Here is a 15,867-nt window from a genome sequence, read left to right on the forward strand (position 1 = left end):
GAGCAGCTAGACGGTCTCTTCCTGATGGCGCAGGTCCACACATGACAGATTTCATCGACGATCCTAAAACACTGGTCAGCACGGATTGGCTTGCAGACCATATCAAAGACCCTGATCTCCGCATTCTGGACGCCTCTTGGTATCTGCCAGCGATGAACCGTGACGCGAAGGCGGAATTTGCAAAAGCACATATCCCAAACGCGCGCTTCTTCGACATCGACGACATCAGCGATCACCGGTCAGAACTGCCGCATATAGTGCCACCGGTGGAAAAATTCATGTCCCGCCTACGCGCGATGGGTGTCGGCGACGGTCACCTGGTCGTTGTCTATGACGGCGCGGGCCTATTCTCCGCCGCCCGCGTTTGGTGGCTCTTCCGCCTGATGGGGCAGATGAATGTCGCGGTGCTTGATGGCGGCCTGCCCAAATGGATTGCTGAAGGGCGCGAGGTGAACGACCAGCCCCCTGTGATCCGCGATCGCCACATGACCGTGACCCGTAACAGCCACATGGTGCGGGACGTCACTGAAGTCGCCCGGGCAGCAAAACTTGGCGATCACACTATCCTCGACGCGCGCCCAGGCGACCGCTTCCGCGGCGAAGCCGAAGAACCGCGCGAAGGCATGCGTTCCGGTCATATTCCGAACTCTCAGAACGTCTTCTTCCGCGACCTGCTGAACGCGGATGGCACGATGAAATCCAACGCCGACCTGATCAAAGCATTCGAGGCCAGCGGCGCCGACCTCTCCAAACCTGTGATCACCACCTGCGGCTCCGGCGTTACTGCAGCCGTCCTCAGCCTCGCGCTTGAGCGGATCGGCAAAACCGATCACAGCCTCTATGACGGTTCATGGTCCGAATGGGGCATGTACCACGACCTTCCCATCGCAACCGGTAACGACTGATGTTTGATAAACTCTCCCAACAACCCGCTGACAAAATTCTCGCACTCATGGCGCAATATCGCGCCGACCCACGCGACAGCAAAGTCGACCTTGGCGTCGGCGTTTATAAAGACGCAAGCGGCAACACACCGGTCATGCGCGCCGTGAAAGAGGCGGAACGCCGCATTCTCGCTGACCAAGGCTCAAAGGCTTACGTCGGCCTCGCCGGCGACCCCGAATTTTCAAACGTCATGATCGACCTTGTATTGGGCGACACCATCCCGCGCGACCGCATCGGCGCGGTGGCGACCCCCGGCGGCACCGGCGCGATCCGTCAGGCGCTCGAGCTGATCAAACTGGCCGATCCTCAAGCGACCGTTTGGCTCTCCAACCCCACATGGCCAAACCACCCGTCGATCATCAAATACCTCGATATGCCAACCGCCGATTACCGCTACTTCGACAGCGAAACCCGCGGCGTGGATTTCGACGGCATGATCGAAGACCTCGGGCAGGTGAAAGCAGGCGACGTCGTGCTGCTCCACGGGTGCTGCCACAACCCAACCGGTGCCAACCTGACCGCAGATCAAATGGCCCAAGCCATCACTACAATCAAAGCCCAAGGTGCCATGCCCCTCGTCGACATCGCCTATCAAGGTTTCGGTGATGGCCTCGACCAAGACGCCGCTGCGACGCGCCAAATTGCAAGCGCTTTTGACAATTGTCTGATCGCCGCCTCTTGTTCGAAAAACTTCGGTATTTACCGCGAGCGCACCGGCATCCTCATGGCCATCGCCAAAGACGCCGACCAAGCGGCCCTCGCACAGCAAAACATGGCCTTCCTCAACCGCCAAAACTATTCCTTCCCACCCGATCATGGCGCGCGGGTTGTCACCACCATCCTGCAAGACGCCGCCCTCCGTGCCGATTGGGAATCAGAACTGGACGAAACTCGCAACGGTATGTTGGCCCTGCGCCAGCAACTCGCCGATGAACTCAAGCGCCTCACAAACACCGACCGCTTCGATTTCCTCGCCGACCACCGCGGCATGTTCTCCCGCCTCGGCACCACGCCCGAAATGGTCGAAAAACTCCGCGCCGATCATGGCATCTACATGGTGGGCGACAGCCGCATGAATATCGCGGGCTTGAACGAAAAGACCGTCCCAATCCTCGCAAAAGCCATTGTCGAAGCCGGGATCTGACGCGTTCGTCTTTTGAAACATAAATATCTCCGCCGGAGGCATCCAACACAAAAATGCTGCGACTGCAAAATGATCCTTGCGAGTCGCAGCGCAACAATCTATCCATCGCGCGACCCGTTTTGAAATAATCATACCCAAAGGCTGCTCGATGTCCTTCCGTCTTCAACCCACTCCCCCCGCTCGCCCGAACCGCTGCCAACTCTTCGGCCCCGGCTCGAACGTGAAACTCTTTGAAAAGATGGCCGCCTCCGCCGCCGACGTCATCAACCTCGATCTCGAAGACAGCGTTGCCCCCACCGACAAAGACGCAGCCCGCGCCAACGTCATCAAAGCCACGCATGAGGTTGATTGGAACACCAAGCACCTCTCCGTACGCATCAACGGCCTCGACACGCCCTATTGGTACAAGGACGTCGTTGACTTGATGGAACAAGCCTCTGACCGCCTAGATCAGATCATGATCCCAAAGGTCGGTTGCGCCGCAGACATCTACGCGGTCGACGCCCTCGTCACCGCCATCGAAGCCGCCAAAGGCCGCACAAAACCCATCACTTTCGAGGTGATCATCGAATCCGCCGCAGGCATCGCCCATGTGGAAGAAATCGCCGCCAGCTCCCCCCGCCTTGCCGCGATGAGCCTCGGGGCCGCAGATTTTGCCGCCTCCATGGGCATGCAAACCACCGGCATCGGCGGCACACAAGAAAACTACTATATGCTGCACGGCGACACCCGCCACTACTCTGACCCATGGCACTGGGCGCAAGCCGCCATCGTCGCCGCCTGCCGCACCCATGGCGTCCTGCCTGTCGACGGCCCATTCGGCGATTTCTCTGACGATGACGGTTACCGCGCCCAAGCGCGCCGCAGCGCGACCCTCGGCATGGTTGGCAAATGGGCGATCCACCCGAAACAAATCGCGCTCGCGAACGAGGTCTTCACCCCCTCAGACGAAGCCGTCGCCGAAGCCCGCGAAATTCTGCAAGCGATGGAAGACGCCAAAGCCCGCGGCGAAGGCGCTACAGTCTACAAAGGTCGCCTTGTCGACATTGCCTCGATCAAACAAGCTGAAGTCATCGTGGCGCAATCGGAACTCATCAACGGCTAAACCCCAAGGGATGGCGGGCGGGGCGAAAGCGCAGCTGAGCGTCGCCCCGCCATTGCAAAACCCTGCCTCAAATGCCTATATCAACCGAAATGATACGGGGCAGATATGACGCAATATCTCGAATTCGAAAAACCATTGGCTGAAATCGAAGGCAAGGCCGAGGAACTCCGCGCCCTCGCCCGCGAAAACGATGAAATGGATGTCGAGAAAGAGGCCGCCGCCCTCGACAAAAAAGCCGATGACCTGCTGAAATCACTCTACGCCGATCTCACCCCATGGCGCAAATGCCAAGTTGCACGGCACCAGGATCGTCCTCATTGTCAGGACTATATCGACGCGCTGTTTACTGAATATACGCCTTTAGCTGGTGACAGAAATTTTGCCGACGACCACGCCGTGATGGGCGGCATCGCGCGCCTCGACGATAAACCAGTCATGGTGATCGGCCATGAAAAGGGCAACGACACCAAATCCCGCATCGAACGTAACTTCGGCATGGCCCGCCCTGAAGGCTACCGTAAAGCGATCCGCCTGATGGAACTGGCCGATAAATTCGGCCTGCCCGTGATCACCCTCGTCGACACCCCCGGCGCCTACCCCGGCAAAGGCGCTGAAGAACGCGGCCAATCCGAGGCCATCGCTCGGTCCACTGAGAAATGCCTCGAACTCGGCGTGCCCCTGATCAGCGTAGTGATTGGTGAAGGCGGCTCCGGCGGCGCAGTTGCTTTTGCGACGGCGAATAAAGTCGCAATGCTCGAACACTCGATCTATTCCGTGATCAGCCCCGAAGGTTGCGCCTCGATCCTCTGGAAAGACGCAGAAAAGATGCGCGAAGCCGCCGAAGCGCTGCGTCTGACCGCGCAAGATCTCAACAAACTCGGCGTATGCGACGAAATCATCAAAGAACCCTTAGGCGGTGCACACCGCGACCGCGCAGCAACCATAGAGGCCGTCGGAAAGGCTCTGACAAAGATGCTCGGCCAACTTGATGGGAAGTCCGCCGACAAAGTGCGCGGCGACCGTCGCAAGAAATACCTCGACCTTGGGTCAAAGGGCCTCGCCGCCTAAGCGATGCAAAAGGCAAAGGACCATTGGCAGCTCGGGCTCCTTCTGGTTCTAGTCTTTGCCCTTTGGTCCACCCCCGTCTCGATCCCGCTGAAAATCTTCGTCGTATTCCTGCACGAACTTTCACATGTGATCGCAACCGTCCTGACGGGCGGTGAGGTTCTCTCCTTAAGCGTTTCAGCCGATCAAGGCGGCGTCGTCTGGTCCCGTGGCGGCAATCGCTTCATCACACTTTCTGCGGGCTATCTCGGCTCGCTTCTCATCGGTTTGGCTTTGCTGCTGGGTGCACTCAAAACAAAGATCGACAAAATCCTGATGATGGGCTGCGGCGTTGTCCTCTTGCTGGTCGCGGCGCTCTATGTCCGTGACAGTTTCGCCCTTCTCTTCACCTGCGTAACGGGCATCGCAATGATCGCAGTTGGCTATTTTCTGAGCTACGACATCAATGATCTGATCTTACGGCTCTTAGGCCTCTCCAGTATGATCTATGTGCCGTTCGACATCCTCTCCGACACGATCTTGCGCTCTGGCGCACGTTCCGACGCCCGTATGCTCGCAGAAGAGTTTGGAGGCGCAACAGTGATGTGGGGCGGTATCTGGCTGTGTCTGAGCTTGCTCGCCATCTTCTACGCGCTCAAAATCGCGTTGAAAGAACCCAGCAACCTTACGTGGTCTCGAAACTAATCGGCATTCCACATGGTCTTCGCCGCGCGGGCATCCCATTCAATGTCGTAGGATTTTCCGTCGAAATCCGCCTTCATCGCGGCCAACATATCTCCAACGCTCGGTAAACCCTCAGACTGATCGCTAGCAGTCCACGTCCCCGAACGGATCAGAGCACGCGCACATTGGCTATAGACCTCGCCCACGGTGATCACGATAACGCTCCGGGGCCAGCGGCCTTTATCGTTAAACCGTGCGACCATATCCTCTGCCACAGACACCACACCGGTCCCGTTCACCCTGATCACATTGTTTGACCCAGGCACCATGAACATCAGACTGACCCGCCCGTCGCGCACAATATTGCGCAGTGAATCCATGCGATTATTGCCGCGCCAATCTGGCATCAAGAGCGTCTTTTCATCGGCAATCTGCACAACGGGGCCATCATCCCCACGTGGGCTGCCATCGGTGCCTTCCGGCCCCACAGTGGTCAAAATGCACAATTGCGATCGCCTGATCCAATCGGCATAAACCGGAATGACCCGATCAGCGACTTTGATCAAAGACGCCTCGGAAGCAGTTCCATATATCGCTTCCAATTCCGCCACATCGCGAATGACGCCATCACTCATCCGCTTTAAACCCCGCCTCAGCCGCCAAAGCATCGGACCGAGTTTCGATCCGCTCTTCCAATACTTCAAGGTATTCTGCTGTCGTCAGCCCCGGCTGGATCGGCTCCAAAAACTCAACAACTGCCAAACCCGGCTTGCGATAGAACCCACGCTTGGGCCAAAACACACCGACATTCGCCGCGACCGGCACGCAGGGCTGCTGCAATTCTTTGTAAAGCGCGGCCGTCCCAACCTTATAAGGCGCCTTCACGCCCGGCGGGATGCGCGTACCTTGCGGATAGATAATCAACTGTCCACCCTGCGCGCGGCCTGCTTCGACGTCAGCCAACATCTTGCGAATTGCCTGCCCACGCTTACCGCGATCGACCGGAATACAGCCAATCCGAAGCCCGTATTGCCCAATGATCGGCGCATACTTCAAAATGCTCTTCATAATGAACTTGCCGCGCGGGATGGATCCGAAAATCATCAACACATCGAGAAAGGATTGATGCTTGGCGGCGATCATCACCTCACCTATGGGCGGCTCCCCCCGAACTTCAGTCTTGAGCCCGATCATCCAAGACGCGGACCACCGGACATAGCGGCAATAGGTATGACAGGCTTTCAACGCACCATCCCGCGTGAGCAACGCATAAGGAAGGTAGACAATCCCCAAAACCAGCATCGCGAGATACATCGATGCGTTGAAAATAATCGATCTGATCAATTGGATCACATACATCAGGACTGCTCCCTCAAAACCCTCAATGCGGCAGCGCGTGTGGCGAAAAAGGCGACGACCCCGATCAAAACGGGAATGGCCAACAACCAAAGCCATTCTATCCCGCGAAAGCCCAAACCGGTCAAGAAACCGCCAGTCGTGTCCGCCGACGGCAGGGTCAATATCGCGACACCTGCCAAGATGGCACCAATCAACGCGCCTGCCAAAGCCCGCAGGGTAAAGCGTCGCACAAACGCACGCGCAATATAACCATCCTCAGCCCCAACAAGCCGCATCACACGGATCACCTGCGCATTCGCCGCCAAGGCCGATTGCGCAGCCAGTGTGATCATCGTGCCTGTTGCACCAATGATCAAAGCAATCGCAATCCATCCCAGCAGCCGCAACCGCGACGCCGCATCAACCAAAGGCTCCCGCCAACGCGTGTGATCGTCCAATATCGCGCCCGGTACCTCTGCCTGCAAACGCGCGCGCAGGCCAGTCGTATCAAAGCCGTCGGAAGTCTCAACAACCTCGATCAATCGCGGGATCGGCAGCCGATCCACCGGCAAATCAGGCCCAAACCACGGCGCAAGTAACTCGCGCTGCTCAGCGTCCGTCAACGCCCTCGCCGATGCCACACCGGGCGTCGTCTCCAACACCCGCAACGCCGCTGCGACCTGCGCCTCTGCCTGCTCAGCAGGGGCTGAAATACGAATGGTCGAGGTTTGCGCCAACTCAGACGCCCATTGATCCGCTAAGCGATCCGTCGCCAAAGACAGCGCCAAAGCAAACACCGATAGAAACGCCATCGCCGCAGCCGTAAACACCGTCAAACGCGCAGTAAAGCCGGTTGGTGGCACTGACCGTTCCGCCTCTGGATCACCGATCACCATGCCGGTTGCTTCAGAGATCAACCGCTTCACAGCTCTGCCCCCGCTTGCTGCAACTGCCGATCTTTCAAACGCAACACCCGCGAACTCACCTGCGATTTCGCCGCCCGGATCAAGTTCAAATCATGGGTCGCAACCAAAATTGTCTTGCCCATCTTGTTGAGTTCAATCAGCAAAGACAGCAGCCTTTGGGACATCTCCCAATCAATATTGCCCGTTGGTTCATCCGCGATAATCACATCCGGCGACATAATGACCGCCCGCGCCAAAGCGGCGCGCTGCCGTTCGCCGCCCGACAATTGCGGCGGCAATTGATCCGCCTGCCTGCGCAATCCGACCCAGGCCAACAGATCATCCAAATCCGCACTGAACGCGCTCGACCGCCCCGACACTGTCAACGGCAGCGCCACGTTGTCGCGCATCGTCAAATGATCCAAAAACTGACAATCCTGATGCACAACACCAATGCGGCGGCGCATCATCGCAACCTGATCTCGATCCAACCGCGCGGCATCTTGTTCAAACAGCATCACATGCCCAGAGGTCGCCAAAAGCTCCCCATAACACAGCTTCAAAAGCGTGGTTTTTCCCGCGCCAGACGGTCCTGTCAGAAAGTGGAATGATCCCGGTGCCAGTTTCAGCGACAGCCCAGAGAATAACTCCGCCCCGCCGTAACTGTAGGCAACGTCTTCCAATTCGATCACGGCGGCTCCCTCGCTGGATCAGCGTTCGGGTCCGTTTTGCCTAAATTTGCAACAGGTTACAATGATCTCCAGACGGGAACACGCATCCAATATTGCGTTTGACCCAACCAATGGTAAGTATTTCCCAAGCTTGGGGAACGGCAGAGGATCATCAAATGCGTTTGGTTTGCCCAAATTGTGGTGCGCAATACGAAGTTGCGGATGACGTCATCCCTGAAAGTGGACGCGACGTGCAGTGCTCGAACTGTGGTCACACGTGGTTCGAGCAAAAGGAAGGCGCGCCCGTTCAGGATGAGGTAGAAATGCCCGTTCCAGCGCATCAAGAACTGGAACCAGAGCCTCAGCCAGAACCGGAGCCAGCGCCCGAACCAGAAATGGAAGAGGTTGAAGAACCAGCGCCTGCTGCTGAACCAGCACCGTCTGACCTTGACCCAACCGTCGCAGAGATCCTTCAACAAGAGGCAGATCGCGAAGAAGCCGCGCGCGCCGCTGAACGCGGTGCCGCCATCGAAAGCCAGACCGAAATGGGTCTGGATGAAGCGGCAGAAGCCCAGCGCGAACAAGAATCCAAAGAACGCATCGCCAAAATCAAAGGCGAAGAGGCAGAGGCGAACATCGCCGCCGTCGCCGCAGCCGCAGCGGCGTCCCGCAAGGAAATGCTGCCAGATATTGAAGAGATCAACTCAACATTGCGGTCGAGCGAAGAACGCGGCGAAACCGTCGATCCAGAACCAGAAGTCATTGAAGAAGCCAAAAAACGTGGGTTCAAAGCTGGCTTCATGACCGTGATCTTGATCCTGCTTATCCTGCTGATTGTCTACATGCTTGCAGATTGGATCATCAGCGCTCTGCCAGCGGCGGAAGGGCCGTTAAATTCCTACACCGACATCGTCGATGAAGGCCGGCTCTGGCTTGACGGGCAGGTCGAGGCGCTAAGGGACTCAATGCAGTCCGCCGTGGACGAAACCGTACCACCTGACGCCACCGACACGACGGTCGAACCGACTGAGACCGACGATACGACAGCGACAGAAAGCAATTAGAGCTTTGAGCTAGAACCGATCTAGCAACCTTTTAAGATAATCCCGTTCGACCTCCGGTCGGGATTGCTCGCCTGATCTGCGGCGTATCTCACCAAGCAATTCATCCGCCCTGCGATAGACGTCCTCGCCATTCAGCAGGTTCTCATCGGTGCCAAACTGCCCCGAATTACCCACTTCCCGACCCAAAGGATCAGTCCGGTTCGGCTGCGTGCGCCCTGTTGCGTCACCCTGCTGGTTGCCTTGCCCAGGTTCCGTATTCTCGTTTTGAGCCAGCGCCTCACGCAAAGATCTCATCCCATTGCGCAGCGCATTCATCGCTTCGGCCTGTCGGTCAATGGCTTCCGCCAAGTCGCCTTCCCGCAGCGCCTCTTCGGCTCCGTCCATTGCCCCCTCGGCCTGCTCTAAGGAGCGGCGCGCAAATTCCCCGGCTTCACCCTCTAGGTTCGGCAAAACCCGCTGCTGACGCTCCAATTCGTCGCGCAAAGCCTGCTGGCGATCCGCCAATGACTGCTCATCGCCACCTTGGCCGCTGTTGTCCGCACGCCCGCTGCCTTGACCCTCGCCATTTTGGTTCTGCTGGCCAAACTGATCACCCGCTTCCCCTTCTTGGCCAGAGCCGGTTTGACCGTTCTGCTGCCCCGGCTGCAACTGACCTTGCTCGCGCCCTTGCTGCTGCCCCGGCTGTTGGCCGCTCTGCTGCTGCCCTTGCTGGCCCTGCTGCCCGCGGTTGGTCTCTTCTTGCAGATCGCGGAACGCATCGTCTGATAGCTCTTCCTGCTCTCGCAACGTATCTGCCAAGTCCTGCATGGATTGCTGGCCCGGCGTGAGCGGTCCGCCCTCGCCCCCTTGGCCTTGCGTGATCTGCAAATTCTCCATCAGCTGATTGAGCTGTTCCATCAGCTGCTGCGCCTCAGCCATCCGGCCTTCTTGCATCAGCTCTTCGATGCGATCCATCAGGGCCTGCAACTCATCCTGCGTGAATTCCATCGAATTCTCGGAGGTCTGCGGCTGGTCCGTGTTGTTCTGGTTCGGATCCATCTGATCGGCGAGCATTTGCATATACTCGTTTGTTGCCTCACGCAGCTCATTCATCAGCTCCGCGATTTCCTCATCAGACGCCCCATTGCGCATCGCTTCCGACAACCGTTCCTGCGCCCGTCGCAACCGTTCGCGTGCGTCGGCCAAAGTGCCCTCTTCAAGCTGGATCGCCAAATCCCACAAGGCTTGCACGATTTCATCACGGTTTTCGTCGGTGAAACCGTTCTCAACAAAGGTATCCAGCCGCCGCGTGATCGCGCGCATCCGCAGGAACGTCACCTCGTTCGAAAACAGACCCTCAGGCCGATGCGCAATCGCCTTCATGATCTGAACAACACGTTTCCCATTGTCCTTTGACCACAACAAATCGCGCCGCTGCTCAATGATCGCCCGTGCGAATGGTTGGAAGAACCGCCGACCCGGCAAAATGATCCGCTCCGGTTCCGTTACGCCCATCTGCTCAGCCTCATCCTGCACAGACAAGGTGATCGTCACCGGCAGGTTCGCAAACGGGTGCTCACTAAAGTCATCAATCAGCAATTCTTCAAAGTCGCTACGATCCCCGCTAAAGGGCATCGGTAAATCGATCACCACCGGTCCACGCGCCTCAGGCGCGATCGCCAGCCCGTGACGACGATCAACCGCCCCTAAGTCCAAAGCGATCTCGGCCGTCCCTGAAACTACACCATAGTCATCTTCCGCCCGGAACGGCTGGCTCATCTCTCCCAAAGCGTCCGCCTCAATCGGGCCGGTGAGTTCCACAAAGGGAGGCTGATCTTCAATCACATTGACCGCCCAAGCCGCACCGTTCTCGCCCTCAATCGCAATCTCACCCGATTGGGCCACGACAAATTCCTGCTGCGCATCAGATGCCGCGCCAAGATCCTCTGTCCGGCCCGACACCGTCTCGGCCACGGTCAGCGCGCCAACTTCACCATAAAGGCGCAAGGCAATCTCTGACCCCACAGGCACCGGCAACGGCCCCGGCGGAATGTCATTTAGATAAAGCGTCGGCTTGCCAGTATAGGCCGGCGGGGTCACCCAGCCTTCCCACACAGGGCCCGCCGCCAAATTTGGCCCATCGGTCGAAAGGCTTTCACCTACCGTGGTAATCCGAAACAGCGATCCGAACGTCAACGCACAGACAAAGAACAATAACGCGATAAAGCGCAGCCCGTAGGGATCACGATCCGCGACTCGCAAATCTGGCTCAACCGCCGCCGCGTCCTTTGTCCGCTCCGCCATCCGCGCCATATGCGCCTGCCAAACAGCCTCTGACGCCGCATCACCAGAGCCAATCGCCTGACTGTCCGCCACAGCCGCAATTGGACGCCCCGGTAAGGCCGCATCGACCTTATCAACAGCCTCTTGCCGCGACGGCCATTTGAATTGCCGAATGCCCCAAACCAAAGCACCAACAAGGGCCAAAAAAACGACAACAAAGAAGGTCCAAAGACCCTCCAATGACATGGTCTCATGCCAGCCGAACAAAATCGGGGCGAGGCCGACGAAAATCACCGACCAAAGCGGCCAAAACGCCCGCACCACCTGCTCGGCCATCATGCCGAAACGGGTCAACGCGACAGGGCGCTTTAAGTGCTGCATCTGATCAGGATGCTGGGTCAGGAAATCTCTCCACTCAGGGCCAGTGAATCATAGCCACTCTGGTAAGGTATCCCGAGCAATCATTTCGTCAAAGGTCGGACGTGGGCGAATAACCGCAAATTGATCACCATGAACCAAAACCTCTGGGATCAATGGCCGCGAGTTATATTCCGACGCCATCACCGCGCCATAGGCTCCCGCCGAGCGGAAGGCGATCAGATCATCCGATTCAACAGCCGCCATGGTCCGGCCCTTGGCAAAAGTGTCCCCGCTTTCGCAGACAGGCCCAACAATGTCATAGGTCGCAGGTTCCGCCCCGACCTCTGGCTCAACCACCGGCACAATATCATGATGCGCCTCATACATCGCAGGACGGATGAGATCATTCATCGCACCATCGATGATCAGGAACTTCCGATCCTCACCCTCTTTGACGTAAATCACCTTGCTGACCATCAGCCCCGCGTTGCCGGAAATCAGCCGCCCCGGCTCTATCTCCACCTCGCAACCCAGATGCCCCACCGTGCGCTTGATCAGCGCACCGTAATCCATCGGCAATGGCGGTGCTTCATTCGAGCGGGCATAAGGAATGCCCAAACCGCCGCCCAAATCTAGACGCGTGATCTCATGACCATCCGCGCGCAGAACCTCAGTCAACTCCGCGACCTTCTGATAGGCCAGCTCAAACGGTTCCAATTCGGTCAGTTGAGACCCGATATGCACATCGATCCCGATCACCTTCAGCCCGGGAAGCTCCGCCGCCATCGCGTAAACCTCACGCGCGCGACTGATCGGGATGCCAAACTTATTCTCTGACTTCCCTGTCGCGATCTTGGCATGCGTCTTGGCATCCACATCAGGATTCACCCGCACCGTGATCGGGGTCACGACTCCCAACTCGCTCGCCACGCGACTGAGGACCAACATCTCTGGCTCGCTCTCGACATTGAACTGCCGAATGCCGCCTTCCAGCGCGATCCGCATCTCTTCGGCGGTCTTGCCGACGCCAGAAAACACGATCTTCTCACCGGGAACTCCAGCCGCTTTCGCCCGCATGTATTCCCCGACGGAGACCACATCCATACCTGCGCCAGCGTCTGCCAAGACCTTCAAAACCGCCTGATTGCTTAACGACTTCATCGCAAAACAAACAAGATGATCGAGACCCTCTAGAGCGTCATCAAACAGTTTGAAATGCCGCTGCAACGTCGCCGTGGAGTAGACATAGAACGGAGTCCCGACTGCCGCGGCAATCTCCGCCACGGGCACGTCTTCGGCATGCAAAACGCCGTTTCGATATAAGAAATGGTCCAAAGATACTGTCTCCGCGTCTTTCTGCCGGACCACATAACAGATCAGATCGAAACACCAACCCTTGTTAGGGCCGAATTCGAACCGCAATTGCTTGCCCTCAAGAAACAAAAAGCCCGACCAATGGCCGGGCTTAAGGAATTCTTTGCTATCTATCCCAGACTAGCTGGCTTTTGCTTTCCGGCGCTTGACGTAAGCGGCAGCTCCAAAGGCGCTCAACAACAACAGCCCAGAGGCAGGTGTTGGAACAGGCGGCGGCGGGCTGCTGATCTTCGGATCGAACGAGGCGATTAAATCCCCTGTTGTATCTCCGTTTTCCTGCGTCAGAAAAGTACTGAAAGGCGTATCACCAATTTGGAAACCAACAATATTCAGGAAATACTCGAGACCACCGATCATCACAGTCGGAGAAGACGTAAGCTGAACAGTTGCTTCGACCTGATCTGCACATCCATTTACGTTCACACCAACTCCGTTAGTCAAATTATCGTCATTGGCAAATTGGCAGGGATCAGCTGAGTTCAATGTCTCTGTGTGAGTGAATTCGAAACTTGCCTCAATTATTCCAGCCCCGTCGACATCGATTTCGACCATCAATATTGCGGTTTCCAAGGTCGGTCGAAGGATCGGACGATTTTCATGAGTAAACGTGCCCAAAACGAATTCCGTTTCTGGCGCTAAACCCACAACACCGTCCACGCCATTGACGATATACGCGGATTGGCCTCCGTCCTTGAATTCCTCTCCCCAGCTAATACGGTTCGTTCCAACGCCATCAGCCTGAGTTTCACCCTCTGAGTCTGCATACTCAAGGGTTGCGGAACTCCAATAGGCAGTAACATCATTAATATTAATGGTAGCTGCTGAAGCAGCACCAGAAGATATAATGAAGGCCGCCCCAAATAGCCCAGATTTCAACGATTTACTAAACACAACATGCACCACGCAATTTCGTTTATTACTCAGCAATTTGCCCAAATTTGCCGTCAAAACGCTGTAGATGACGCCTTTCGACACTCTGAACTTGAGTTCATATACGACGGCAAAACGGCAAATACAACATTTCGCCGTATCTTTGCCTCATTTTGGACATTATTGTGATTAGCCGCCTTTATTGTCCCCGCAATCGAGACAATTGGTGCGAATATTTACCTTGATCGCAGGAAAAGATACAAAGGCAACCCACAACTCACCCCAATACAGAAAGTTGCGGGGATGGCGATCAGATCCAGCCATGTGCGCCGCTGGATCACCTCGTAGATGATCCAAATCGTCAGCGTCACTGCCGCAATGGTCAGGTCCCAAACCAATCCACTGGTTGCGGCGTTCACGTGCCAGGCGTCCACCATCGCCATAATGTCGTAGCCGTTCTCGTTGAACCACCGGATGAAGTAATACATCGGATGGATGGCGCCCCAGATCGCTAGAGCGAGAAAAACCCAGCGCATCTTTAGAAGCCTACCGACACGGTTACCGGCCCGTTCGTCGCGCCGACATTCGCGCTTGTCGAGACCCCATTCGTACCAATGCTAACGCCAACATCTGCTGTCGGACGGATTGGATCGCTTTGCGCCCCGCACGATGCAAGCGTCGCTATCAGTCCAAGTGCCATAAATGATTTCATCCCAAATGCTCCTTCCAAGCCGCGATTTGCTTGCGCACTTCAGATGGGGCGGTTCCGCCGAAACTGGTCCGAGAGGCAACGGAGTTTTCAACACCGAGCACTTCAAACACGGCTTCTGTGATCTCTGCATGAACCGATTGGATATCGTCCAAGCTCAGATCAGGCAGATCGACACCCTTTCCTTCTGCCAAGGCCACAAGCGACCCCGTCACGTGATGCGCATCGCGGAAAGGTAGCCCGAGTTCGCGCACGAGCCAGTCTGCTAAATCGGTAGCCGTCGAAAATCCGCTTGCAGCTGCGATTTTCAAGTTCTCCGGCTGGGCCGACATATCGCCGACCATGCCGGTTAGCGCTGCAAAGGCTAGCATCAAGTTATCGGCTGCATCAAAGACCTGTTCTTTGTCTTCCTGCATGTCCTTGGAATAGGTTAGCGGCAAGCCTTTCATGACGGTCATCAAGGCGACATTGGCCCCAAAGATCCGTCCGATCTTGGCGCGGATCAGTTCGGCAGCATCAGGGTTCCGTTTCTGCGGCATGATCGACGATCCGGTGGACCATCTGTCTGACATCTTCACAAACCGAAATTGCGCAGAAGACCAGATCACCAGCTCCTCAGCCAGACGGCTCATATGCATCGCGCAGATGCTTGAAGCCGCTAGAAACTCCAATGCGAAATCGCGGTCAGACACCGCATCCAAAGAATTCGGCATCGGGCCATCGAAACCCAAAGCTTCGGCAGTTGCATGACGATCAATCAGGAAGGACGTTCCGGCCAAGGCCGCCGCACCCAAAGGCGACAGATTCATCCGCCGCCGCGCATCTGCAAAACGTGACCGATCGCGAGCGAACATTTCGACATAGGCCATCATGTGATGGCCCCACGTCACCGGCTGCGCCGTTTGCAAATGCGTGAAACCAGGCATGACCCAATCGGCACCTTGCTCCGCCTGACCGATCAGAGCTTCGATCAACGCTTTCAGCGCCGTATCCACCGCATCACATTGATCCCGCACCCAGAGCCGGAAGTCGACGGCGACCTGGTCGTTCCGGCTGCGCGCTGTGTGTAAGCGGCCTGCGGGTTCGCCGACAATCTCTTTCAAACGCGCCTCAACATTCATGTGGATGTCTTCCAAGGCGGTCGAGAATGGAAATTCCCCGGTTTCAATCTCTGACAAGACCGTGAGGAGACCTTCACGAATGGCCTCGGCATCTTTATCCGTAATGATGCCTTGTGCAGCCAACATGGCGGCATGAGCGCGTGAACCTGCGATGTCCTGAGCGGCCAGTCGTTGATCAAAGCCAATCGAGGCGTTAATCGCCTCCATGATGGCATCTGGTCCGGCGGCGAACCGCCCGCCCCACATCGTGTTTGCGGTCTTGGTCATAAAG

Annotated in this window: 16 protein-coding genes; 6 read left to right on the forward strand and 10 right to left on the reverse strand. The window is 56.9% G+C overall.

Translation table 11 applies throughout. The features are described 5' to 3' along the window. Positions 1-41: 41 nt before the first annotated feature. From sseA to BUA85_RS09140, 5 genes are all read left to right on the forward strand, one after another. A complete protein-coding gene (sseA, locus tag BUA85_RS09120; RefSeq protein WP_072900637.1) occupies positions 42-905 on the forward strand; it encodes a 3-mercaptopyruvate sulfurtransferase in 864 nt (287 codons plus the stop codon). Beyond that, positions 905-2,089 (forward strand): amino acid aminotransferase, encoded by a 1,185-nt coding sequence (locus tag BUA85_RS09125; RefSeq protein ID WP_072900638.1) that lies wholly within the window; start codon positions 905-907, stop codon positions 2,087-2,089. The genes sseA and BUA85_RS09125 overlap by 1 nt, the downstream gene beginning before the upstream one ends. A gap of 148 nt (positions 2,090-2,237) precedes the next feature. Then, positions 2,238-3,194: an L-malyl-CoA/beta-methylmalyl-CoA lyase gene (locus tag BUA85_RS09130; RefSeq protein ID WP_072900639.1), complete on the forward strand. Its 957-nt coding sequence runs from the start codon at positions 2,238-2,240 to the stop codon at positions 3,192-3,194. Positions 3,195-3,299: 105 nt separating this feature from the next. Further along, positions 3,300-4,262, forward strand: coding sequence for an acetyl-CoA carboxylase carboxyltransferase subunit alpha (locus BUA85_RS09135; protein WP_072900640.1), 963 nt, complete (start codon positions 3,300-3,302; stop codon positions 4,260-4,262). A 3-nt stretch (positions 4,263-4,265) separates the two neighbouring features. Beyond that, positions 4,266-4,943: a M50 family metallopeptidase gene (locus BUA85_RS09140; protein ID WP_072900641.1), complete on the forward strand. Its 678-nt coding sequence runs from the start codon at positions 4,266-4,268 to the stop codon at positions 4,941-4,943. On the opposite strand, the gene BUA85_RS09145 is transcribed toward BUA85_RS09140, so the two are convergent. The 4 genes from BUA85_RS09145 to BUA85_RS09160 are packed head-to-tail and all read right to left on the reverse strand — an operon-like array spanning position 4,940 to position 7,857. Beyond that, positions 4,940-5,557: a pyridoxamine 5'-phosphate oxidase family protein gene (locus BUA85_RS09145; RefSeq protein WP_072900642.1), complete on the reverse strand. Its 618-nt coding sequence runs from the start codon at positions 5,555-5,557 to the stop codon at positions 4,940-4,942. The genes BUA85_RS09140 and BUA85_RS09145 overlap by 4 nt on opposite strands. Continuing rightward, complete coding sequence (locus BUA85_RS09150) at positions 5,550-6,284, reverse strand: lysophospholipid acyltransferase family protein (RefSeq protein WP_083526246.1); 735 nt, start codon at positions 6,282-6,284, stop codon at positions 5,550-5,552. Before BUA85_RS09150 ends, BUA85_RS09145 begins: the two co-directional genes overlap by 8 nt. Continuing rightward, positions 6,281-7,156, reverse strand: a complete 876-nt coding sequence (locus BUA85_RS09155; RefSeq protein ID WP_072900883.1) for a cell division protein FtsX — start codon at positions 7,154-7,156, stop codon at positions 6,281-6,283. The genes BUA85_RS09150 and BUA85_RS09155 overlap by 4 nt, the downstream gene beginning before the upstream one ends. A gap of 26 nt (positions 7,157-7,182) precedes the next feature. Beyond that, positions 7,183-7,857 (reverse strand): cell division ATP-binding protein FtsE, encoded by a 675-nt coding sequence (locus BUA85_RS09160; protein WP_072900644.1) that lies wholly within the window; start codon positions 7,855-7,857, stop codon positions 7,183-7,185. A gap of 155 nt (positions 7,858-8,012) precedes the next feature. Between BUA85_RS09160 and BUA85_RS09165 the strand changes: the two genes are divergently transcribed. Further along, complete coding sequence (locus BUA85_RS09165) at positions 8,013-8,900, forward strand: zinc-ribbon domain-containing protein (RefSeq protein ID WP_242649033.1); 888 nt, start codon at positions 8,013-8,015, stop codon at positions 8,898-8,900. 9 nt (positions 8,901-8,909) lie between these two features. Here BUA85_RS09165 and BUA85_RS09170 read toward each other — a convergent pair whose 3' ends face one another. From BUA85_RS09170 to argH, 6 genes are all read right to left on the reverse strand, one after another. Further along, positions 8,910-11,543 (reverse strand): DUF4175 domain-containing protein, encoded by a 2,634-nt coding sequence (locus BUA85_RS09170; RefSeq protein WP_072900646.1) that lies wholly within the window; start codon positions 11,541-11,543, stop codon positions 8,910-8,912. A gap of 48 nt (positions 11,544-11,591) precedes the next feature. Further along, a complete protein-coding gene (gene lysA / locus BUA85_RS09175; RefSeq protein WP_072900884.1) occupies positions 11,592-12,857 on the reverse strand; it encodes a diaminopimelate decarboxylase in 1,266 nt (421 codons plus the stop codon). Between the two features lie 159 nt (positions 12,858-13,016). After that, the gene (locus tag BUA85_RS09180; RefSeq protein ID WP_072900647.1) at positions 13,017-13,871 is read right to left on the reverse strand and encodes a choice-of-anchor K domain-containing protein; all 855 of its coding nucleotides are present in this window, start codon (positions 13,869-13,871) and stop codon (positions 13,017-13,019) included. A 131-nt stretch (positions 13,872-14,002) separates the two neighbouring features. After that, positions 14,003-14,302: a DUF2834 domain-containing protein gene (locus BUA85_RS09185; protein WP_072900648.1), complete on the reverse strand. Its 300-nt coding sequence runs from the start codon at positions 14,300-14,302 to the stop codon at positions 14,003-14,005. A gap of 2 nt (positions 14,303-14,304) precedes the next feature. Next, entirely contained in the window at positions 14,305-14,478 is a 174-nt protein-coding gene (locus BUA85_RS16800; protein ID WP_165611603.1) for a hypothetical protein, read from the reverse strand. Beyond that, entirely contained in the window at positions 14,475-15,863 is a 1,389-nt protein-coding gene (gene argH / locus BUA85_RS09190) for an argininosuccinate lyase (protein WP_072900649.1), read from the reverse strand. The genes BUA85_RS16800 and argH overlap by 4 nt, the downstream gene beginning before the upstream one ends. Positions 15,864-15,867: the final 4 nt, after the last annotated feature.

The sequence above is a fragment of the Cognatiyoonia sediminum genome, from assembly GCF_900129845.1.
GTDB classification, from domain to species: Bacteria; Pseudomonadota; Alphaproteobacteria; order Rhodobacterales; family Rhodobacteraceae; genus Cognatiyoonia; species Cognatiyoonia sediminum.

Coding starts and splice junctions, on each gene's coding strand:
- sseA (WP_072900637.1), top strand. CDS start 42: ATGACAGATTTCATCGACGATCCTAAAACACTGGTCAGCACGGATTGG.
- BUA85_RS09125 (WP_072900638.1), top strand. CDS start 905: ATGTTTGATAAACTCTCCCAACAACCCGCTGACAAAATTCTCGCACTC.
- BUA85_RS09130 (WP_072900639.1), top strand. CDS start 2,238: ATGTCCTTCCGTCTTCAACCCACTCCCCCCGCTCGCCCGAACCGCTGC.
- BUA85_RS09135 (WP_072900640.1), top strand. CDS start 3,300: ATGACGCAATATCTCGAATTCGAAAAACCATTGGCTGAAATCGAAGGC.
- BUA85_RS09140 (WP_072900641.1), top strand. CDS start 4,266: ATGCAAAAGGCAAAGGACCATTGGCAGCTCGGGCTCCTTCTGGTTCTA.
- BUA85_RS09145 (WP_072900642.1), bottom strand. CDS start 5,557: ATGAGTGATGGCGTCATTCGCGATGTGGCGGAATTGGAAGCGATATAT.
- BUA85_RS09155 (WP_072900883.1), bottom strand. CDS start 7,156: ATGGTGATCGGTGATCCAGAGGCGGAACGGTCAGTGCCACCAACCGGC.
- BUA85_RS09165 (WP_242649033.1), top strand. CDS start 8,013: ATGCGTTTGGTTTGCCCAAATTGTGGTGCGCAATACGAAGTTGCGGAT.
- BUA85_RS09170 (WP_072900646.1), bottom strand. CDS start 11,543: ATGCAGCACTTAAAGCGCCCTGTCGCGTTGACCCGTTTCGGCATGATG.
- BUA85_RS09185 (WP_072900648.1), bottom strand. CDS start 14,302: ATGCGCTGGGTTTTTCTCGCTCTAGCGATCTGGGGCGCCATCCATCCG.
- BUA85_RS16800 (WP_165611603.1), bottom strand. CDS start 14,478: ATGAAATCATTTATGGCACTTGGACTGATAGCGACGCTTGCATCGTGC.
- argH (WP_072900649.1), bottom strand. CDS start 15,863: ATGACCAAGACCGCAAACACGATGTGGGGCGGGCGGTTCGCCGCCGGA.